At 40.3% G+C, this 19895-nt stretch carries 19 protein-coding genes, 4 tRNA genes and 1 other RNA gene; 3 read left to right on the forward strand and 21 right to left on the reverse strand.

The genetic code is table 11. The features are described 5' to 3' along the window. Window positions 1-13 precede the first annotated feature (13 nt). The 3 genes from QY304_01835 to QY304_01845 are packed head-to-tail and all read left to right on the forward strand — an operon-like array spanning window position 14 to window position 3337. Complete coding sequence (locus QY304_01835; protein WKZ26816.1) at window positions 14-2116, forward strand: valine--tRNA ligase; 2103 nt, start codon at window positions 14-16, stop codon at window positions 2114-2116. A gap of 31 nt (window positions 2117-2147) precedes the next feature. Continuing rightward, on the forward strand, window positions 2148-2873 hold the full coding sequence (locus tag QY304_01840) for a PrsW family glutamic-type intramembrane protease (protein WKZ26134.1): 726 nt from the start codon (window positions 2148-2150) through the stop codon (window positions 2871-2873). A gap of 5 nt (window positions 2874-2878) precedes the next feature. Beyond that, window positions 2879-3337, forward strand: a complete 459-nt coding sequence (locus QY304_01845) for an Hsp20/alpha crystallin family protein (GenBank protein ID WKZ26135.1) — start codon at window positions 2879-2881, stop codon at window positions 3335-3337. Between the two features lie 43 nt (window positions 3338-3380). On the opposite strand, the gene QY304_01850 is transcribed toward QY304_01845, so the two are convergent. The 21 genes from QY304_01850 to QY304_01950 all read right to left on the reverse strand — a co-directional run bounded on the left by QY304_01850 (window position 3381) and on the right by QY304_01950 (window position 19827). After that, on the reverse strand, window positions 3381-3653 hold the full coding sequence (locus tag QY304_01850) for a hypothetical protein (protein ID WKZ26136.1): 273 nt from the start codon (window positions 3651-3653) through the stop codon (window positions 3381-3383). A gap of 216 nt (window positions 3654-3869) precedes the next feature. Further along, window positions 3870-3945, reverse strand: a tRNA-Phe gene (locus tag QY304_01855). Window positions 3946-4063: 118 nt separating this feature from the next. Further along, window positions 4064-4306 (reverse strand): hypothetical protein, encoded by a 243-nt coding sequence (locus QY304_01860; GenBank protein WKZ26137.1) that lies wholly within the window; start codon window positions 4304-4306, stop codon window positions 4064-4066. 93 nt (window positions 4307-4399) lie between these two features. Beyond that, window positions 4400-5638, reverse strand: a complete 1239-nt coding sequence (locus QY304_01865) for an ABC transporter permease (protein WKZ26138.1) — start codon at window positions 5636-5638, stop codon at window positions 4400-4402. Between the two features lies 1 nt (window position 5639). Next, window positions 5640-6362: an ABC transporter ATP-binding protein gene (locus tag QY304_01870; GenBank protein ID WKZ26139.1), complete on the reverse strand. Its 723-nt coding sequence runs from the start codon at window positions 6360-6362 to the stop codon at window positions 5640-5642. A gap of 17 nt (window positions 6363-6379) precedes the next feature. Continuing rightward, on the reverse strand, window positions 6380-7933 hold the full coding sequence (locus QY304_01875; protein WKZ26140.1) for an efflux RND transporter periplasmic adaptor subunit: 1554 nt from the start codon (window positions 7931-7933) through the stop codon (window positions 6380-6382). Between the two features lie 38 nt (window positions 7934-7971). Then, the gene (locus tag QY304_01880) at window positions 7972-8622 is read right to left on the reverse strand and encodes a histidine phosphatase family protein (GenBank protein WKZ26141.1); all 651 of its coding nucleotides are present in this window, start codon (window positions 8620-8622) and stop codon (window positions 7972-7974) included. A gap of 15 nt (window positions 8623-8637) precedes the next feature. Beyond that, entirely contained in the window at window positions 8638-9204 is a 567-nt protein-coding gene (locus QY304_01885; GenBank protein WKZ26142.1) for a hypothetical protein, read from the reverse strand. A 102-nt stretch (window positions 9205-9306) separates the two neighbouring features. Beyond that, window positions 9307-9726, reverse strand: coding sequence for a DUF4430 domain-containing protein (locus tag QY304_01890; GenBank protein WKZ26143.1), 420 nt, complete (start codon window positions 9724-9726; stop codon window positions 9307-9309). Window positions 9727-9945: 219 nt separating this feature from the next. After that, window positions 9946-10016, reverse strand: a tRNA-Gln gene (locus tag QY304_01895). Window positions 10017-10212: 196 nt separating this feature from the next. Further along, a complete protein-coding gene (locus QY304_01900) occupies window positions 10213-10659 on the reverse strand; it encodes a cupredoxin domain-containing protein (GenBank protein WKZ26144.1) in 447 nt (148 codons plus the stop codon). 94 nt (window positions 10660-10753) lie between these two features. After that, window positions 10754-10825: transfer RNA gene (locus tag QY304_01905), tRNA-Arg, on the reverse strand. Window positions 10826-10934: 109 nt separating this feature from the next. Further along, the gene (locus QY304_01910) at window positions 10935-11168 is read right to left on the reverse strand and encodes a glutaredoxin domain-containing protein (GenBank protein ID WKZ26145.1); all 234 of its coding nucleotides are present in this window, start codon (window positions 11166-11168) and stop codon (window positions 10935-10937) included. A gap of 272 nt (window positions 11169-11440) precedes the next feature. Beyond that, window positions 11441-11511, reverse strand: a tRNA-Gly gene (locus QY304_01915). Window positions 11512-11567: 56 nt separating this feature from the next. After that, window positions 11568-11951: a hypothetical protein gene (locus QY304_01920; GenBank protein ID WKZ26146.1), complete on the reverse strand. Its 384-nt coding sequence runs from the start codon at window positions 11949-11951 to the stop codon at window positions 11568-11570. A 146-nt stretch (window positions 11952-12097) separates the two neighbouring features. Then, complete coding sequence (gene lepA / locus QY304_01925) at window positions 12098-13885, reverse strand: translation elongation factor 4 (protein WKZ26147.1); 1788 nt, start codon at window positions 13883-13885, stop codon at window positions 12098-12100. 18 nt (window positions 13886-13903) lie between these two features. Further along, complete coding sequence (locus QY304_01930; protein WKZ26148.1) at window positions 13904-15577, reverse strand: lipid II flippase MurJ; 1674 nt, start codon at window positions 15575-15577, stop codon at window positions 13904-13906. Between the two features lies 1 nt (window position 15578). Beyond that, entirely contained in the window at window positions 15579-17981 is a 2403-nt protein-coding gene (locus QY304_01935) for a tetratricopeptide repeat protein (GenBank protein ID WKZ26149.1), read from the reverse strand. Between the two features lie 65 nt (window positions 17982-18046). Beyond that, an RNA gene (gene rnpB, locus QY304_01940) (RNase P RNA component class A) lies at window positions 18047-18496 on the reverse strand. 41 nt (window positions 18497-18537) lie between these two features. Continuing rightward, window positions 18538-19101, reverse strand: coding sequence for a hypothetical protein (locus QY304_01945; GenBank protein WKZ26150.1), 564 nt, complete (start codon window positions 19099-19101; stop codon window positions 18538-18540). A 171-nt stretch (window positions 19102-19272) separates the two neighbouring features. Further along, window positions 19273-19827 carry a hypothetical protein gene (locus tag QY304_01950; protein ID WKZ26151.1) on the reverse strand — a complete coding sequence of 185 codons (555 nt, stop codon included), beginning with the start codon at window positions 19825-19827 and terminating at the stop codon, window positions 19273-19275. Between the last annotated feature and the right edge of the window lie 68 nt (window positions 19828-19895).

Here is a 19895-nt window from a genome sequence, read left to right on the forward strand (position 1 = left end):
ATCTTTAAATGAAATGGAAAAAATCAACGAAAAGTTTTTAAAACCATACGAACCAAAAAACACTGAAGACAGAGTGTATAAACGGTGGGAAAACAGTGGTTTTTTTAACCCTGACAATCTCCCTTCTGAAGACCATAAACTACCCAATACGAACTATTCAATAGTTATAGCCCCACCAAACATAACCGGCTCTCTTCATCTTGGCCACGCTCTTGAAAATGTCCAGTCTGATATCCTTATTCGTTTTTATCGAATGAAAGGTCGGAAAACACTCTGGCTTCCGGGGATGGATCATGCGGGAATTGCCACCCAAAATGTTGTTGAGAAATCTCTAAAAAAAGAAAATTTAACTCGACACGATCTTGGCAAAGAAAAATTCCTCCAAAAGATTTGGGAGTGGAAAGAAGAATATGGCGAGACCATCCCAAGTCAATTAAAAAAACTCGGCTGTTCGCTTGATTGGTCACGAATACGCTTCACAATGGATGAAAACTATCAAGAAGCCGTGAAGGTCGCCTTCAAGCATTACCACGAAAAGGGCCTGATTTATCAAGGCGACCGAGTTATAAATTGGTGCGTCAAAGATCAGACCGCCCTTTCTGATTTGGAAATTGAATACGAAGAAGAAAAATCAAAACTCTGGTATTTGAAGTATCCGCTTTCTGATCAAAGTGGTTTTGTAACTGTCGCGACCACAAGACCGGAAACCATGCTCGGTGACGCGGCAATTGCCGTCCATCCAGAAGACCTAAGGTACAAAAACTTAATCGGTAAAAAAGTTCTGCTTCCAATTCTCGAAAGAGAAATCCCGATTATCGCTGACGACCAAATTGAAAAAGAATTTGGGACCGGTGCGGTTAAAATTACACCGGCACACGACATTTTTGATAGCGAGGTTGCCGAGCGACACTCCCTTCCCTATTTTAAAATCATAAACGAAGTTGGAAAAATTATTGACGTTAGCGAAGAATTAAACGGAAAAAAATTTAGCGAGGTTCGAGAGCTGGTCATCGCAAAATTAAAAGATTTAAATTTAATTGAAAAAGAAGAAGATTTCACTCACAATGTCGCCAAATGCTACCGTTGTGGCAAAACGATTGAACCCCTGCTTTCCAAGCAGTGGTTTCTAAAAATGAAGCCCTTGGCTGAAAAAGCAATAAAAGCGATCGAGAATGGCGAAGTGCGATATCATCCAGAAAAATGGTCTAAGGTATCCCTTGACTGGCTTTATAATGTAAAAGATTGGTGTATCTCGCGACAAATCTGGTGGGGACACAAAGTCCCTATTGAAGGAAGCGAGGATACTTTTGACACTTGGTTTTCTTCGGCGCTTTGGCCTTTTGCAAGCTTAGGGTGGCCTCGTCTCGCCAAAGCTTCAGCGGAGGCGGACCATAAAAATGACCTTGAAGAATTCTACCCAACCCAAGTTATCACTTCTGCTCGAGATATTTTACACCTCTGGATTTCCAGAATGATTTTTTCGGGGCTCGAGTTTACCGGCAAAGTGCCGTTTAAGGATGTGGTTATTCATGCCACAATCCTTACTAAAGACGGAAAAAGAATGAGCAAGTCTCTCGGGACCGGTATTGACCCTTTGGATTTGATTGAAAAGTACGGCGCCGACGCACTGCGTTTCGGTCTGGTCTATCAAGCGCTCGGTGGTCAAGATATTCGATTTGCTGAAGACCATGTTGCGATGGGTAAAAAGTTTTGTAATAAACTCTGGAACATTTCTCGCTTTGTCGTTAGTAAAACTGGGGGTAAAATAATAAGTGATGAATCTCAAATTCCGAACGTAACAGAAGATAGCGAAGAATTCAAAATACTAAAACTGCTTGAAATCTGCAAAAAGGAAGTGTCCGAATCAATAGAAAGTTTTCGATTCGGCGAAGCAACTCACCTAATTTACGACTTCGTCTGGCGAGAATTTGCTGATAAATTTATAGAATATTCAAAAGAAAAAGAAAGTGAAACGACAAAAGCAACTTTGTCATTATGCTTGTCCGAAATTTTAAAAATACTTCATCCTTTTACACCGTTCATTACCGAGGAGATCTGGTCTGTAATAAATGAAAATGAAGAAGACAAAATGCTTATTTTGGAAAATTGGGAATAAATAATTGGGAATAAATATAGAATAAACATAAATGACAATTAGTACTGGACTTTTGTTCTATTCGATAGTTGGAGGGCTTTTCCCGGCTCTGCTCTGGCTTTGGTTTTGGCTTCATGAAGACAGGAAAAATCCTGAACCGAGGCGAATCCTTGTGTGGACTTTTGTCGGCGGAATGTTCTCCATAATTCCAACGCTTGTACTTCAATTGTCCTTAGAGTGGGTCTCAAGCGACATAGTAAGTGGACTGTTTTTGTCGTCTCTCATTTTTATCGTCTCATTTCCTGTTATAGCTAACGCCGCAATCGAAGAAATTATGAAATTTGTAGCTTGCAATTTCACTGCTCTCCAAAAAAAAGAAAATAATGAACCGATTGATCCGGTAATCTATATGATTACGGCGGCTTTAGGTTTCGTCGCAGTGGAAAACTCGTTGTTTATTATAAGCACTTACCTTGGCGCGCCAATTGGCAAAGAGTTTGTGGCAAGCGCGATTGTCGGCAATGTCCGATTTATCGGCGCCAGTCTACTTCACGTTGTTGCTTCAGCTACAATCGGAATTTTTATGGGTTTGGCCTTCTACAAAAGCCGGAAAGTAAAAATAATTTTTACTTTAATCGGGTTAACCACAGCCATCGTATTGCACAGCTACTTTAATTTTCTTATAATAAAAGGTAATGCTGGCCTCCTGTTCTCTTTCCCTCTGGTCTGGGCCGCGATTATCATCTTAATCTTCTTTCTGGAAAAATTAAAAGAATAAAAAATATGATTAAAAAAAGATCTCTAATTGAGCGTTTAACCGGAGCGGTGAGAGTTGAAGAAGATGAGAAAGATTTTGATTCAGAAGAAACTCTAGAAAAAGAGGAGAAACTGAAAATCGAGGAAGACGATGGCGAGGGCCAGCTTTCAGTTGATGTTTTCCAGAACCAAAATGAAATTGTGATCAAGACCATGGTTGCCGGAGTCAGATCCGAAGATCTAGATGTATCTATCACGCGTGATATGGTAACAATCCGTGGGAAAAGAGAGGAGGAAAGAAATGTCTCCGCTGATGATTATTTCCATAAAGAGCTTTACTGGGGAAGTTTCTCAAGAACCATACTTCTACCTCAAGAGGTTGATATAGAAGCCGCCGAGGCAGTTGAAAAACACGGAATGCTTATTATTAGGTTGCCAAAGCTTGATAAAGACAGACAAGCTCGACTCAAGGTAAAGAACGGATAAAAAAATTAAAAAGAAATAACGCCCGCAAATCAACACGGGCGTTTTATTTGTCACTGGTATTGTCGGCGACGGGTTGTAGCAGATTTGTATCAACGGTAATCTGACTTTCATCGGTCAATTGATAACCGTTTTCAGAAAGCCACTCCTCCACCCTGTCCACATCCACCGAATCAAAGACAGCTTGGAATCTTGAGGTCTCTCTGCTAATCCAGCTACTGGGTTGAAAGAGTTCTATTGTCGTATAAGCGATAGCCGAGTTATGGAGAAAGTTCAGAAGAGGTTGGATACCAGCGCCGCTGATGACAGTCAGTACCATTTTGTTCCCATCCATTTTTACTCCTTGCCGATTACTCGGTAGTTTGAGACAATAAACTTAGAAACAGACTCAGATAGAACATTATTCCTAAATTAGTATAAAACTTCAGAAAAAATAAGTCAAATTTCCGAGGGGCGCGGGCTCGGCGTCAGCTCACTAATTCCACGCCAAAAGGCGGGTCATAAATGGCTCCCAAAAAGCCGAAAAGTTTTGTGTTGGTGCCGAGGGGCGGGCTCGAACCGCCGACCTATTGCTCTTCAGGCAAGCGCTCTACCAACTGAGCTACCTCGGCATATTTAATCTGTACAGAACCTCAATATACTAATTTAACTTTACATAAGAATCAAGCTTGATTTCTTACTTACTATACAAAAATTAGGAAAAAAATCGCACACCTTAATTCCCTTTTACTAACCAGAGTTTCCAAAGGAATTCTTAAGCTCTACCACTTGATTAAAAATATCCTTAAATTCCTCAAGAAAAGGTTGTAAATATTTATAAAGTCCAATACCAAGGCCGATAATAATCAGCCAGTAAGCCACCCGCAAAAAACTTGAAAAGCGAATCGATCGGCGCATAGCGCGCAACATCTTGTTATTTTCTCTGGTATATTCTAATGTCTTTTCTAGAAGTTCTTTTTCCTGCGGATTCATTTTTATTTAATTTGTCTAAAAATTTTAACATAAAATAAGTTGTTTGGGTATGGTTATTGATTTCAATAATTTTTACAAATTTCTAAAAGTTTTCTACTCATATCTCAATGCCTCAATCGGACTTTTTTGTGAAGCCTTTCGCGCAGGATAGAGTCCGAAGACAATACCAATAAATGTCGAAACACCGAGACCAAGAACAATAGCTGTAATTGAAATTGAAAAAGTCCAGTCCAAACCTAAAAACCGGCTTATTGCCAAAGATATTAAAAAGTAAATTGATACGCCAAGAATTATACCTAAAATTCCACCAATAAAAGTCAGGATTACCGCTTCAAGTAAAAACTGCTTAAGAATGTTTTTTTCAGTCGCACCGACAGCTTTTCTCAATCCGATTTCTCTTGTTCGTTCCGTTACCGAAACAAGCATAATATTCATTATTCCAACGCCACCAACAAGAAGCGAGATGGCAGCAATAGAAACCAAAAGTATTGATAAAACTTGAGTAATTGCACCTATCGTCTCGGCCAAATTTTCAGCCGTCTCAACATGAAAATCATCTCTATCTGGATCAGTAATACTGTGAGAATTTCTTAATGTGGTTTTTATATCACTAACAGTTCTTGCTATCGCTTCTTCAGAATCAGACTCGATTATAAACCGATGAAAATATTTAATACCAAAAATATACTGCTGAGCGGAGCTGTAAGGGACAATCATCATTTGATCAAAATTAAAAAAAGATTTCTGGCCGACCTTTGGCAAAACACCAACCACTCTAAAATTTCTATTTTTAACGCGAATCCTCTCTCCTAAAGCATCATTCAGTCCAAAAAGTTTTTCTTTAACCTCTGAACCAATCACCGCTACTTCTGCCCGTCTCCGGACATCATCATCTGTAAAAAATGCCCCCTTTGACACCTGTAAATCAAAAATCCGACTGATGAGGTCAGTCGCGCCAAAAATGGTCAATCGATAAGTTTCGCTTCCAAAAGAGGCTGATTCGCCACCAAAAACCACGGGCATTATGCTATTTAAGTTTGGAACGTTTTCTTTGCGTTGCAAGAGGGTAAGATCTCTTTCAGTCAATGAATCGCTAAAAATTTGGGCAAAATCCGAAGGGCCTGTCGGTTGTCGGCCTGGCAAGACTGCGATAGTTTTTGTTCCAAGACCTTGAATTTGCGAAAGAATCAGTCGTTCCGCGCCCCGACTTACAGACATTACCAAAATTACTGCGGCAATTCCTATAACAATACCAAGAATCGTAAGAAGGGTTCTTACCTTGTGGGATCTCAACCCTGAAGAAGCAATTTGAAAATGATGCTTAAACTTCATTTTATTTTTTGAATCCAACCCCTACAATGTGTCGTTTTTCAACCCTCCTGTCACTTTCTAATCTGCCATCTTTGAGAGTTATGATTCTCTCAGCATACTGTGAAGTGTAGGTCTCATGAGTCACGAGAATAACTGTTCTACCATCTTCAGTAGAAAGTTTTTGGATGATATCCATTACTAATTGCCCAGATTTTGAATCCAAGTTTCCGGTCGGCTCGTCAGCAAAAATGATCTGCGGATTGCAAACTAATGCTCTAGCGATTGCAACACGTTGTTTTTCTCCACCAGATAATTTGGCTGTGGGATAATCCCTTCTATGCGAAAGACCAACTGATTCTACGGACTTTTCGACAATTTCATTCCACTGGTTTTCTGGAATTTCCGAATACAAAAGAGGTAAACGAACATTCTCAAAGACACTATCTCGTGCCAAAAGATTAAAAGATTGAAAAATAAAACCAATTTGATTATTTCTTAGTTTTGCCAATTCATCTTCCATAAAACCACCGACAGACTTGCCGTCAAAATAAAATTCTCCGGTGGTAAAACTATCTAGAAAACCCAGAATATGAAGCAGGGTTGACTTACCAGAACCGGACGGTCCCATAATCGCTAAAAACTCCCCCCTTTTGACTTCAAGGTCAATACCAAAAAGAGCACGGGTCTCAACACCATCTGTATTAAAAATCTTGGTCAACCCACTAGTCTTAATTAAAGAACTCATCAAAAAAATTATTTAAATCAAAAAGAAATTACTATCCTATCCCCCTCATTAAGACCTCTTAAGACTTCCACATTACCATCAGAGCCACGTAAGCCGGTTTGGATAAAAACCTCATTTGTTTCGCCGTTATCTCTGATTACCTTCACAGCTGACTGGCCATCTTTATTAAAAACCGCTCTCTGTGGAATAACTAAAACATTTTCTCTTTTATCTGTTAAAACCAGAAGATCAGCTGTCATTCCAGACTTAATACGCGAATCTTCTGATTTGAATTGAAAAGTTACTTTATATGTTGAAAGACCCTCTATAATAGTTTCTGCCGGGTCTATATCTGAAACTTCCGCCTCAAAAAACACCGAGCCGGCGTAAGCATCAAGAGTCAAAGTGGCATGATCTTTAATTTTGATTTTAGCAATGTCGGCTTCTGGCACATTCGCCTCAATTTCAAAATTAGATTCGGAAATTAAAGAAACCGCCGGAACATTCGCTGAAATTAATTCTCCAACATTTCTATTGTGTAAAGAAGTTACCACCCCGTCAAAAGGCGCTCTTAAAAAATGATCAGCAAACCGATCGCGAGCGGCTTCCAAATCATTCTGTCGCCCTCTGATAGAAAGCTCCTGAGCCCGCAAATCAAGTTCGGTGCCAAAAACTTTTTCTTGCTGGTCTTTAATTCTCTGTCTGATGGAAAAGAGTAAGATTGTGTATTCATCTAGTTTTAAGGATAAATCCGAAATTTCATCGCGCTGGGTTTCTGTTGTAGCAACTGAAATTTTATTTGGGGTCAAGTTTTCTTCGGTAATAATTTGCCTATAAAGCACGATTACATCTCTAGATTCCCGAATAAAATCAGCAGTTGAATTTATAGTCTCATAGGCCTGGTCCAAAAAAACCTCCAGAACGGGTAGCGGAGAAAATCGGCTAATTTGCTTATACTGATTGAAGTTGTTATTAATTTTTTGTCGAATCGTAAGATATGAGGGTTCGTATTTTTCTGTTCGGAAATGCATGGGGTAATAAAACCGAACAATCTGATTGTAATAATCAATATTGCCTTCTGTCTCGCTAAACCTTTTTTCAAAGGCGGTCTCCAAATTTCTTATTCTGTGTGGCACTTCATCGTAGATAACGTTGAACAAACCGAAGGCCTCCTCAAACAATCGGCGTAGTTCGGCTTCGGCCGATTGCCTAGTTGACAACCGGCTGGTTTCTTCCCGCCTGATACGTTCTAAAGAAAGATAAGCATCTTCTAAACTTATCTCAGCGTTTCTAACATCCCTACTTGCATCTCTAACATCCAACTGCATTAGCACTTCTCCGCGAGAGACTTGTTGTCCGATTTCAACCGGAATGGAGGCAATCCTGCCAGACAAATCAAAAGAAAGATTGACAGCTAAAGCCGGCTTAACTCGACCAACCACACTAACTTCTTGTTTTAAATTCGCTATTTTTACAGTAGCAGTATCTAGGGTCTCGTGTTGACGATTTAAGAGAAAAAATAAAGAACCAATCAAAATTAAAGCACCGGCTATAAAAATAATTCCGCCGGGTTTTTTGAAAAAACTTTTCATAATCTATGATATTTTATCAGTTAAATCTATAAAATCCATCAGTCAGCCAAATGCGCGTGATCGTTATATATCCACAAACGCCACGCTGGTTTTTCCTCAAATCTATCGCGATATTTCAAAACCGTCAGCCCTGTATTTTCCATCTCTGCGGACCTTTGAAAATTTCTGAAAATTTCACCAGAGAGAAATCTTCCTATCAAAACCCTTGCAATAATCGTTCGCAGAAAATACCCGTGGGTAACGACAACAATTGGATTTTCTTTCCGATTAGATAGAAATTCTAGAGCTCTGTCGGCACGAACAATTAAATCATCAAAATTCTCTCCGTCTTCCACTCTCACCCCAGAGGTGTACAAGCTCTTCTCCCAATCTCTCCAAATTATTCTAGCTGTTTTGTCTTCATATGGTTTGCCATTTATACTTGTCGGTTTTTTTCTTTCTATAAACAAATCTGAAAACTCAATCTCCTTGCCTGTGTTAATTTTTATCTCCTCAGCTGTCTGCCTTGCTCTTTGAAATGGGCTTGAAACAAGTAATTCAAAATCAAGTTTAGAAATCCGCCCGGCAATAATTTTTGCCTGCTTTTCTCCCAAACTACTTAAAAGCGACTCGGGAGATTGAAACACCGCAGAGACATTGTCAGCACTTTGGGCGTGTCGGATTAAATAGACTGTTTTCTCTCGGTTCATTACAAATCTATTGGTTTAAAATGATGCACTCACCTTATTCTTTTTCAAAAAATGTAACAGACCGAAAATCTTCGCTTTAAAATCTGAAAAATTTAAAATTAAATATAAAGCCCCGGAAAAAACAGTGAAGAATGCGAGGTCAGCCAAAATCATATTTTTAAAAAACGGCAAAGCTAAAATATAAGCTGTTATTAAACCTTCCAAGGTTTGCGGATACATTGGCGAAAAAGCCCAGACAGCAAAGTTGGTCAAAATAAAGAAAATTGAAGCACCGGCAAGCGGCCCCAAGAAAAATCGCTCCTTTCCTCCGCCTAAAATTTTAGAAACTCCAAAATACAAAACAAAACCGAGATAAACCGAAATCATGACTCGCCAATCGTAAAATCCGATAAAAATATCGCTTAAAAACAATACGGCCGGCGCAATTAAAACAGCCAATCTGCTTTTAAAAACCAGTCCGGATATTAAAGCCAGAGCGCCTACGGAAGTAAAATTCGGCGGATGAGGTAAAAATCTTAAAACTACCGAAAAAATAATTATTGCGGAAAAAAATATAAAAATTTTTAAATACTTTTTGCTCATGAATTTATTCTGAATTTTGTCCATTTAACCCTATTGGGGGTTAGACAGTAAATTACGATCTCAATTCATTGTTACGTTATTACGTCAAAGCGACACCAAAATCTAATACGAGGTTAGTTTCCAAAGCACGACATCCTCATCTTCTAAATTAAAATTGTCTGCTGATACTTCGGCATATTCATTATTAACCCAATATTGCCAAAATCGGCTTTCAGTTGAGGGAGATCCGGCGATACTATTCACCAAAACACCCAACCCCTCATAGGTTTTATAATCTATCTCAAAATTTTCTGACTCAGCACATATTTCCAAAAGATCGAAGACAGTATTTTTAGATTCTTCCAAAGTTGTACGACAAACAATTATTCTCTCTCCAGAATCCACCATTAAGCTGGTTTCAAGTCCTCCTTCCGCCGGTTGTGCTACTCGATCGCCTAAATCTAAATTTAAAAAAGTTAAAGACAACACAAAGCCGACAATCAGGCCAAAAATAAATATGAATAGTATTTTAAAACTTTGCATAATTTTATGATATTACAGTGTCCATAGTATCTCACAAGTGGTAGGGAGTCGCATTTCCAAATGCTTAAGTGTGGGAGAAAAAGTCGAAGAAAAAATTGACATTGAGTTTTGTAAAAGAGGACCTACCTGAAGAACAAATTCTATAAAATTTTGAGAAAAATGCAAAGACCCCTTTCCCGTTCTCGCCCTACGCCCGTCAGTCTTGCGCTACGCTACAAACTGCCGGGCTTGGACTCGAACCAAGATAAACGGATCCAAAGTCCGTTGTCCTACCATTAGACGACCCGGCAATATTAACTAGCGACTAGGGTTTAGGCTCCACCAGCCAGCGGAAGGGTTTAGCACGCTAGCTTCTACAGAATATAGAAAAATTAGCTGATTTTCAAGGTTTTTAATGCAATAGCGCGAAAATTAACACAAGAGAGAGGCGCCTCGGCCTTTCGGCCGAGACGCCAAAACTCTTTTTCTTTATTTCGGAAAAGAAAACTATTCAACGATGATCATGCCAACCTGACCAGATTCACGATGTCCCGGCACAGCACAATAGAATTCAAAAGTCCCGGCTGTGTCTGGAGTAAACTCAATAACATTGACTTTACCTTCTTCCAAAGCAACGTTAATATTCCACTCGTCCAAGGTAAAGGTGTGAGTGCCCTGACTTGTGATCTCAAGACGGACCGGTTGACCCAATTTTAAATTAAAAACATTCGGTTCAAAGAAAAACCCACCGGAGCGCATTGAAATAACCCTGACTTCCTCGGCCAACATTTCTTCAGTATCGCTTTCCTCAACTGGCATTCCCTCTTCAGCAATACCTTCGGCCATTTCTTCGGTTTCTAATTCAGATGGAGTTGAAACAGTTTGTGTTAATAATAGGTAGCCCACAATGAGAATGAGAACTACAACAACCAGAACAACAATAGTTTTATTCATAAGCATTAAAATTAACTTTATAATCCCACGCCAAAGACGCTTTATATTTTCATATTATCATAAAAACAATTTAAATCAACATGAAATTAAAGCATCCCCTCGACAGGAATCGAACCCATATCTCTCCCTTAGGACGGGATTGCTCTATCCATTGAGCTACGAGGGGTTAAAAGGTCAATAAGCAAACACAAACCAAGAACACTAACTGTTCCAAGTTACCATAAAAAACAAAAACCTTGAAGCTCAAGGTTTTTGTTTTTCAAAATGTCGGTTCCTTAAATTCCCAACATATTTTTAATCTTGCCTTCGTCAAAGCCGATTATCATTTCTTCGCCGATAAAAATTACCGGCACGCCCATTTGTCCGGATTTTTCTACCATCTCTTTTCTCTTCTCCATATCCTCGGCAACATTATAATCAGTAAAAGGCACATTGTTTGCCTTGAAAAATTCCTTGGCGGCGTGACAAAAATGACAGGTTGGGGTTGAGTAAACAAAGACTTCTTTCATAAAAATAAATCATTAAATTAATAATAAGTTTTGCTATTTTAACATAATGAAATTTTCTGCCAACAAAAAACTGCGAATATAGAATCTATATCGATGCGAGTAGGGAGAATCGGCGCCAGCTCACTAATTCCCCGCCAAAAGGCGGGGCATAAGTGGCTCCTGCCCGGGCTCGCCTCCTTCGACTCGCTCCGCTCGCTCAGGATGGCTCCGCCTTTCGATTCCCCACGCGGGCAAAGCAGTTTGCCCGCTCTACACTATCTCACTACGTTCGATGCGAGTAGGGAGAATCGAACTCCCGTCTTAACCTTGGGAAGGTCACGTCATACCACTAGACCATACTCGCAACACCAACACCATACTATTCCGACTCCAAAACTCGAGCAAGAAAAAATGACTGGATTAGTCTCTAGAACCAAAAAACCAACCGAAGTATTTCTTGAAAAACCCGACATCTGACACCTCTTCAACAACTTGGATTTCGGGCTCAACGATAACCGCCAAACTCTCGCCCTCTCTAACGAAATCAAACTTTCTAACAATTTCTTTCTCCTGTCCGACCGTGCTCTGAATTTCTTCAATAGCAGAGTTCAAAAACGCTTCTCTTTCCTTCAATTCTTCCAACTGCCGTTCGGCTTCTAATAATTGCTCGCGCGCTGAAAAATATTTATTAAGCATGTTCCAAGTCGGCTTGGCTAGAATCACTATCAGAAAAATTGATAAAATAATCAGAATCTGGGTCTTAAAGCTCCGTCTTTTCCTCTTTTGGGCTTGAAAATTAAGCATTAATTAGTATTATAACAAGATATGTTATTCCATAGAAAAACAAAAAAGATTGTCAGAATTTTGAGTATTGTTTTGGGCGTGCTCATCATCATAAGCATGGTTGCTTTCTTTACACCTATGCCGTTTTAAACGAAAGAGAAGTAAAATTACTCTTTCAACATTTTTAAGAAAATTTCCTGCGGAATGTTAACCTTGCCCATTGATTGGAGCTTCTTTTTTCCTTTTTTCTGCTTCTCCCAAAGTTTGCGTTTACGAGTTATGTCCCCACCATAGAGGTGGCCAGTTACATTCTTCTTCAAAGCCGAGACCTCTCTCGAAGAAATTATTCGACCCTTGGCTTGCGCTTGAATTTTTAGAGTAAAAAGCTGGCGCGGCAAAATTTTGTAGAGTTTTTCAACGGCCTGCTCGGCTTCTTTCGTCAAAGCTCTTTCGGAAACTATTTTAGTGAAAGCCGGCACCGACTCGCCGGCCACTAAAATTTCCAACTTGACGATATTAGCCAAGCGTAAATCTTTAAGATTATAAGAAAAGGAAGCGAAGCCAGAAGTCTGGCTCTTAACCTTATCAAAAAAATTTCTCATTAATTCCCGAAGAGGCATCTCAATCTTCAAAGAAATTCGGTCATCACCAAAATTCTCCGAATTTTTTATCTGGCCTTCGTGTTCAAAAACGAGCGACATCAAATTATTTAGAAAGTCAGACGGAACGATAATCTGAACATCGGCCCACGGTTCCAAAACCCTGTCTATCAAATGTTCCGGCGGAAAAAGTGAGGGAGAATAAATTTCTTTTTGTTCGCCGTCTCTAGTTTTTATCTGGTATTTAACAGTCGGCGAGCCGATAACAATATTAAGACCAAACTCTCTTCTTACACGTTCAGTAGCAATCTCAAGATGAAGCATGCCCAAAAAACCACACCTAAACCCACGTCCCAGGACACCCGAAGATTCTTCTTCAAAATCCAAAGACGAGTCAGAAAGTTTCAGTTTTTGGAGAGATCTTTTTAGTTCATCAAAATCATCCTGGCTTTCCGGATAAATTGAGGACCAAACTACCGGCTGGGGTTTTTGGTAACCCGGTAAGGGGGGCAAATTGTCGCCAACAAAAACAACTGTGTCGCCAACCGAAGCCACACCCGGCTCTTTTATACCTGTCACGACATAACCGATTTCACCGGCTCTCAAAAAATCTTTTGGTCTTTCCTCTGGGGAAAAAATGCCGACCTCCAAAGCTGAAAAGTTTTTACCGGATACTTTAAAATTAAGTTGGTCACCCTTCTTGACTTCCCCACCAACAACCCGCACATAAACCACTACACCCTTGTGGCTGGAATACTGAAAATCAAAAATTAAAGCGCGAAAATTGTTTCCCCCTTCTACTTTCGGAGGAGGTATTTTTTCAACAATTGAATTAAGTAGATTTTCCACGCCCTCACCGGTCTTTCCGGAAACTTCTAAGATTTCTTCTTCTACACATTTCAAAAGAGTGGTGATTTCCTTTTTGACTTCAGAAATTCTGGCAAGCGGAGAATCTATTTTGCTGACTGCCGGAATTATCTTTAGCCCCAAGGATTGCGCCATATCAAGGGTTGTAAGTGTCTGGGCTTGCACCCCTTGTGTTGCATCCACTAAAAGAATCGCGCCCTCAACCGCTTTAAGTGCTCGCGAAACTTCATAGGCAAAATCAATATGGCCGGGGGTATCAATAAGGTTTAGGGTATAGGGTTTGGCGTCTAGGGTATAGTGCATTCGCACTGGGGTCATCTTAATTGTAATCCCCCGTTCGCGCTCAAGCTCCATGGCGTCTAAAACCTGCTCTTTCATTTTCCTTTTTTCAACCGTATTGGTAAATTCCAAAAACCGGTCGGCCAAAGTGGACTTTCCATGATCAATATGAGCAATAATACAAAAATTTCTTATGTTGCTGTTGTTCATTTTTAATTTAAGAGAAGGTTATGTGATTTCTGAATCCGAACGGATAACCTTTGTGCCCCAAAACCGCTTGTGAAAATTCGCCCAGATTTCCTTAATCTCCTTATTATTGAGAACGAGCAGAATCAAAATACCGCAGATGATCCCCAAAAGTCCAGCGAAAAATCCTTGAGAAAAAATCCCAAGCAGAGTGTTTTGGTCTAAAATCGGCGCAAGAAACTGCAGGCCAAGATAAGCGGCAAAGCCCGCAATGATAGACGCAGAGAAACTTTGGAAAAAAACTCTAGAAATTTTGTTAGTGGACTGACCAAAATCAGACTTAAACAAAATCCAAAACATTAAGCTGTTCAAAAGCATTCCCAAAGAAAAGCCAAGAGGTAACATCAAAACAACGACACCTTCAAGACCGCCGACTCTAAATAGAGACTCAATGAAAAAACGGAAAATTTCAACATTTTGAAAAAGCTTTATCAACCCAAAACTTGAGACAACAATCGTTACAGCCGAAATGGAATTTAAAATTAAGGGTTTTTTTGTCATACCAGCAGCATAATACCCTCGAGTAAAAAGAAGGTTCAATCCCTGGGATACAACCGAGACAGAAAATATAGCCAAAGCGGCGGCGGTTAATCTGGTATCCGACCAACTGAATTCGCCAGTGCCAAAGAGAGTTCTGACAATTTGAGCCCGAAGAACAATAAATAAAACCGCAATCGGCATTGACCAGAAAATTATGTGTTTAGCGGCAGTAGTAATCTGGTCGACAAACTTCAGCCGTTCACCGTTAGCGAAAAACCGCGCCAAGGTCGGAAAGGCGGCCAGAGAATAACTAACTCCGATAATTGAAAGTGGGACCGACTGCAAATTGAGAGACAAGTTGAAAATTGCGATTGAACCAAAAGCCAAAAGTGAAGCGAAAGAAAAAAGAAAAAGCAAAGCCAAATGATTGACACTTAGAGCAAAAGTCCTCGGCGCTGAAAGAATTATGACTCTTTTCAGGTCTGGCCACAGCCAAAAATAAGTCGGCTTTGGCAACAGCCCAATCTTTATGACAAAGGGTATTTGAATCGCAAGGTGTCCAAATGCGCCAATAATAACGCCAAAAGCGACTCCAACCACCCCCCACGACGGAACAAAGACAAAAATTCCCAGAATAATTCCGAGGTTATAAACAATCGGACTTAGAGCGTAAAGCAAAAACCTCCGATGGACCTGCACGATACTCGCTAAAAGATTTGAGAAACCGAGAAAAATCGGAGACAAAAGAAGAATTCTAGTCAACAATAAAAGATCGTGAAGTTCGTCTCCGGCAAACCCGGGAAAAATCTTGCCTAAAATCTTCGGAGCTAGAAAAAAGACCGCAGAACAAATTAAAATTATTGCTAGAAAAAAGAAAGTGAAGACGCTGTCTAAAAACTTCCGGCTTTCTTCTTTTTTTTCTAACTTCTCAACCAAAACCGGAATTAAAATAGAAACAGAAACTAGCGAAGCGACGGAAACAAAAAGAAAGTCAGGAATTCTAAAGGCGGCATAATACAAATCAAGTTCAAGGCCGGCACCAAAGTTGTGAGCCAAAAGTCGGTCCCTCAATAAACCGAGAATTTGAGAAAGCAGAGCAAAAAAACCAAGCAAATAAGCGGCCTGATGAAGGCCGTTTGATTCCCTATGAATAAAATCCCAAATACCTTTTACCATTTTATTCTTGAATTGGCAGGCCGTCCCGTTCTTCTGGAGGCGCTACAGAAAATTCTTCGGAGTTGGTTTCAAAGGGCTCGTTTCCTTCTTGTAAATTGGAGATAATAAACTTAATCTCTTCGTTTGAAGGAAAACTCTGTTCAAGAATCCTGAAGTGTTCCAGGGCTTTAGCCGTGTCTCCAAGTTGAGCCAAGCTTAGACCAAGAAAATATCGGGCATTTGCGTATTGAGGTTCAAGCGAAATCGCAACATTAAGAGCTTCTTTGGCATTCTCAAAATTATTGTTTTGATAATTTAAAAGCCCAAGCTGGAAATAACCAGAAGGTTCTTGGGGTGAAAAACCTATAGCTTCCGAAACAGACACTATCGCGTCGTCTAAGTCGCCACGTGCCGCCTTAATTCTAGAAAGCAGAAAAATCGCTTCGCTATAATTTGGCTTTTTATCCAAAGCACTTGAAACATAATTTTCAGCTTCTTCCAAGGCGCCAAGAGAAATATTCAAGCGAGCTAGCATCAAATCCAAAAATGGATTCTGTCGGTCAAAGACTATGGCACTCTGGTACGAGAGGCGCGCGTTTTCGTAATGTTCCGAAGAGTTATCAGCATCAAAAGAAGCCAGAAATTCATAAAAGCCGGCCAGATTAATCCAATTTTCAAAATTTTTCCTGTTGTAGATTACCGAGAGTTCGGCATTATTGCGAGCCGAGTCAATCAGTCGGCGAAAATGCTCTACATCCTTATCGGTCGGATTACTAACTTCTTGCGCCATCTGTGAAGCTTCTAAAATAAAAAATTCGGAGAGATGCCGACGGAAAATATCATTCCCAGAAATTTTAACCGATCTTTCAAGCAAAACACCGGATTGTGCGATTTTACCTGAAGACAGCTCCAAGACTCCTTTTTGAAAATTGGAAGCGGCGAGGGTTTTTTGAATTACTAAAACTGCAGTTGCCAAAGCAAGAGCGGCAAATATCGACAAGATGATCAAACTGATTGACTTGTTTTTTCGTCCAGCAGAAGAAGACAGGTCAAGACAGAAAGATTTTGGAATCTCATCTTTAAAAATTGAAGTCAGAAACAAACCAGAAAAAAAAGCAGTCATTATAAATAAGGCCGGTCCTACAGGATAAAAAATTGCAGAAAGCCACAAAAAACCGCTCGCGAAAAACAAAGTTACAGAGAGCCAGTCTTCCTTGTTGTTCCAAACTTTCTTCACGCCTAGCCAAAAAAATAAAAATAGGAAAGACATCCAAGTCAAAAGACCAAGAGAGCCAGTGGTAACGGCAAAAGTCGGCAAAAGTCCGACACCGTTATGAAATTCAGCATTCCAAAAAGCAGTCAGATTTACTTCAGACGGTTTCCATTGTCGCCACTGAAAAAGAAAACTGTTTGGACCGGAACCCAGCAAAAAACTTTTAAAATCAGAGCGGAGCGTATGTAAAAAAACTTCCTTGGTGGAACTCCAGGACGGCTTTACGTCAAGATAATTGATTCCCAAAGACGTCTGGACATTCTGTCCAACAAAACCGCCAATCAAAAAAAGCAGGGCGATAAAAAATAGAGCTAAAATTGAAATCTTGGAAACGCTTTTTTTAGATAAAAACCTCTCCTTTGTCACCCCATCAACTAAAGTTGTTGCTGATTTTTTATCGCTTACGGGAGATTTGAAAAAATAAAAAACTAAGAAAAGGATTACAAAAAACGTGGTCAAAAGCCAAACAATCGATATATTTATCAAAAAAATAAACAAGAGACCGATAAAAAGTGTGGCTATAGCCAATTTACTACCAAGACCGTGAAGATTTTTAAGGATTGTCTCTAGAAGCACCAAAGAGATAATGACCGATAGGCCGGCAAAAAATCCGATCTCATTCCAATTACCAACCGGGGTTGATGTTTTTTGACTAAAAGTCTTAAAGCCAAGAAATTCAAGGCCTGGGATAAGAAGAAGAATCTGATAAATAAACAACAAAAGACAAACCAAAAGAACAGAAAAAATTACTTGCGGTATTTTTTTTCTGTCTCTAAAAAAGAAGAAGGATAGAAAAAATACAGACCAAAAGAGAAAAATAAAAATAAAAGTTCCGGACTCAAAACCGTAACCGGAAAAAGAAAGAGAAAAATGCGCACTAAAGAGCGAAGAGAATAAAAAAACCGCGAGAGAGAATATTGGGATGATAAAAATCGGATGAAAAGGTATGACAAGTTTAACCTTATTTCTCATTAAATAGACAAGAAGCGCTAGTGCAGAAAAAGCAACACCTAAAGACAGGACCAGGGCTTTGACAAAAAAAAGCGGCACGATATTAAGAGGTGCAAAAGATATTGGCAGTAAAATAACCGAAAATAAAAGGACCAGAGAAGGAATTTCCAAAGATTTTTGATTTTCTACAGCTCTCTCCATATTGTTTATTTTAACAGAAAAAAGACAAATGAAAAACGCTTCGGTTAACCGAAGCGTTTTTCATTTTTGGTTTTGCATCTATAAGCCGAATTCTGTATCCCGCCCCAGTTTTGATTTTTAGAAAATTCTATCAACCAAAACTGGGGCAGAACGATAGCTATTTATCTGGTCCCGATGTTGCCATCAGGATCTAGCGGCACTTCTACCAATTTTGCCCGCCGTAGGTGGTGCAAAATTAGCAGACACGGCCTTGCACGCGGGTAAGGATTTAGCCGTTTCACTTCCCGCATTACTGCGGAAACTCGCCCAGTCCCAGTTTTGAATAATCAAAAAATTAATCACTCAAAACTGGAACTGGGCGGCTCGCTCCTTTCGGAACTCGCCGTCTCTGCTCGCACCTCTTGGATTGCTCCAGACGGGTGTTACCCGCTACCTTTTTCCGCTCAAAGGCGGAATGCGTGTTCGGACTTTCCTCACTCTGATTAAAATCAAAGCGCAACTATCCAACACAAAACTATTTAGATTATATCATAAATATCTAAAAAAAGACAGCAAATCAAGGTAAATAATTTAAAAGTTCCGACAAATCATAGCCAGCGTTGTTTAATCCGACCAAAGAAACTGTTACGGTTTTTCCCGCTTGAAGAAGTGATTTGGTGGTTTGCCAGCGCCACGCTTGAACACAAGCATTTTGTTCATCTTCATTGCTACAAGTGCCGTCAGGTGGAAAATTAACAAGATGAATCGCTCGGCCACCAGCGGCAATAACTTCATCCTCGCTGAAAAAGTTCTTATTCCCTTCTCTAGCAATCCAGGCACGCTCCAAGGCCACCACGCTGTAACCCAAAAGATGACTTTGTTCCCTTCTGAAAATAGATTCGACAAATGGCTCAACGCCTCGACTTCTTAGATAAGAAAAATTAACTGACAGGGCCGAAGATCCGTTGGGCAAATTGCCAGTCCAGTCATGTCCGAGTCCAATAAAACCAGAACTTACTATGGGGCCGTACCAACGATTAAGGAAACTCCCCTCACAATGTTCGAAAACATAATAAGGGTAATCGGGATCTTCGGGAAAAACATCACACCTCGGAAAACCGATGTATCCGTACAACTTCATTCCGTGCTGATTCGCATAGGATCTTAAAACACTAAAATTTGTAAGACCGGGAACCCTTTGTCCGCCCAATTCTATTTGCTCGAAAAGCATGGTTGAATGCGGACCATTCGGCAAATAAGGCACATCCGGCCAAGCGCCACCGATATTGTGGAACCATAAATCAAAAGTGTTTTAACCAAGAATTTGCCTTATAGGTTCAATCCGGCTGGTGAAAGCGTTCCAACCGGTACTATCGCTGTAAACGGTTTGCGAAATTTTTCCTCTCTCCGGCGCACTTTCGTTTGAAAATCCGACAGGCTGAAAGTTTATCAGTCGTTTAAATGGAGGAGGCGGAGGTGGTGGCGGAGGTGGGGGTGGTGGCCCCGGCGGTGGCGGTGGAGGTGGTGGCCCCGGCAGTGGCGGTGGAGGTGGTGGTGGATTAAAAGCCAGAGGAGGAACAGGGGGAGAGGGAGAATCATATGTCCTTGGAAAGGGGGTGGTCGGTTGTCTATACTGGTCTCGACGCAGAAGGATAGAGAGAAGAGAAGGTGGTAGGGGTTCATCAGAAGGAGTGGTTATTCTATCAAACTCATCGTTTATCTTTGAGATGATGTCTGGGTCGGAGGCAAAGAGGATAAGCCAGGAAGAGACGGCGATTATGAGAAAGCCGTAGAGAGAGATTTTTTCTCTTCTGTTGACTCCAGGTTTTGAAATAGCTCCGGTTGAGAGATACTCAATCGCATTCACGATTAACATCAGGACGGCGACAAGTCCGGAGAGAAGCAGAAAGATATTGAAAGTATCTAGGTTTAGGG

Source organism: Candidatus Paceibacterota bacterium (assembly GCA_030583745.1).
GTDB lineage: Bacteria > Patescibacteriota > Minisyncoccia > Phycocordibacterales > BOKC01 > BOKC01.

Excerpts from the sequence above, each read along its gene's own strand:
- QY304_01875 (WKZ26140.1), bottom strand. The coding sequence starts at position 7,933 with ATGAAAAGTTTTTTCAAAAAACCCGGCGGAATTATTTTTATAGCCGGT.
- QY304_01930 (WKZ26148.1), bottom strand. The coding sequence starts at position 15,577 with ATGGTAAAAGGTATTTGGGATTTTATTCATAGGGAATCAAACGGCCTT.
- QY304_01885 (WKZ26142.1), bottom strand. The coding sequence starts at position 9,204 with ATGAGCAAAAAGTATTTAAAAATTTTTATATTTTTTTCCGCAATAATT.
- QY304_01890 (WKZ26143.1), bottom strand. The coding sequence starts at position 9,726 with ATGCAAAGTTTTAAAATACTATTCATATTTATTTTTGGCCTGATTGTC.
- QY304_01860 (WKZ26137.1), bottom strand. The coding sequence starts at position 4,306 with ATGAATCCGCAGGAAAAAGAACTTCTAGAAAAGACATTAGAATATACC.
- QY304_01920 (WKZ26146.1), bottom strand. The coding sequence starts at position 11,951 with ATGCTTAATTTTCAAGCCCAAAAGAGGAAAAGACGGAGCTTTAAGACC.
- QY304_01935 (WKZ26149.1), bottom strand. The coding sequence starts at position 17,981 with ATGGAGAGAGCTGTAGAAAATCAAAAATCTTTGGAAATTCCTTCTCTG.
- QY304_01865 (WKZ26138.1), bottom strand. The coding sequence starts at position 5,638 with ATGAAGTTTAAGCATCATTTTCAAATTGCTTCTTCAGGGTTGAGATCC.
- QY304_01945 (WKZ26150.1), bottom strand. The coding sequence starts at position 19,101 with ATGAAGTTGTACGGATACATCGGTTTTCCGAGGTGTGATGTTTTTCCC.
- QY304_01845 (WKZ26135.1), top strand. The coding sequence starts at position 2,879 with ATGATTAAAAAAAGATCTCTAATTGAGCGTTTAACCGGAGCGGTGAGA.
- QY304_01880 (WKZ26141.1), bottom strand. The coding sequence starts at position 8,622 with ATGAACCGAGAGAAAACAGTCTATTTAATCCGACACGCCCAAAGTGCT.
- QY304_01850 (WKZ26136.1), bottom strand. The coding sequence starts at position 3,653 with ATGGTACTGACTGTCATCAGCGGCGCTGGTATCCAACCTCTTCTGAAC.
- QY304_01900 (WKZ26144.1), bottom strand. The coding sequence starts at position 10,659 with ATGAATAAAACTATTGTTGTTCTGGTTGTTGTAGTTCTCATTCTCATT.
- QY304_01840 (WKZ26134.1), top strand. The coding sequence starts at position 2,148 with ATGACAATTAGTACTGGACTTTTGTTCTATTCGATAGTTGGAGGGCTT.
- QY304_01870 (WKZ26139.1), bottom strand. The coding sequence starts at position 6,362 with ATGAGTTCTTTAATTAAGACTAGTGGGTTGACCAAGATTTTTAATACA.
- lepA (WKZ26147.1), bottom strand. The coding sequence starts at position 13,885 with ATGAACAACAGCAACATAAGAAATTTTTGTATTATTGCTCATATTGAT.
- QY304_01910 (WKZ26145.1), bottom strand. The coding sequence starts at position 11,168 with ATGAAAGAAGTCTTTGTTTACTCAACCCCAACCTGTCATTTTTGTCAC.
- QY304_01835 (WKZ26816.1), top strand. The coding sequence starts at position 14 with ATGGAAAAAATCAACGAAAAGTTTTTAAAACCATACGAACCAAAAAAC.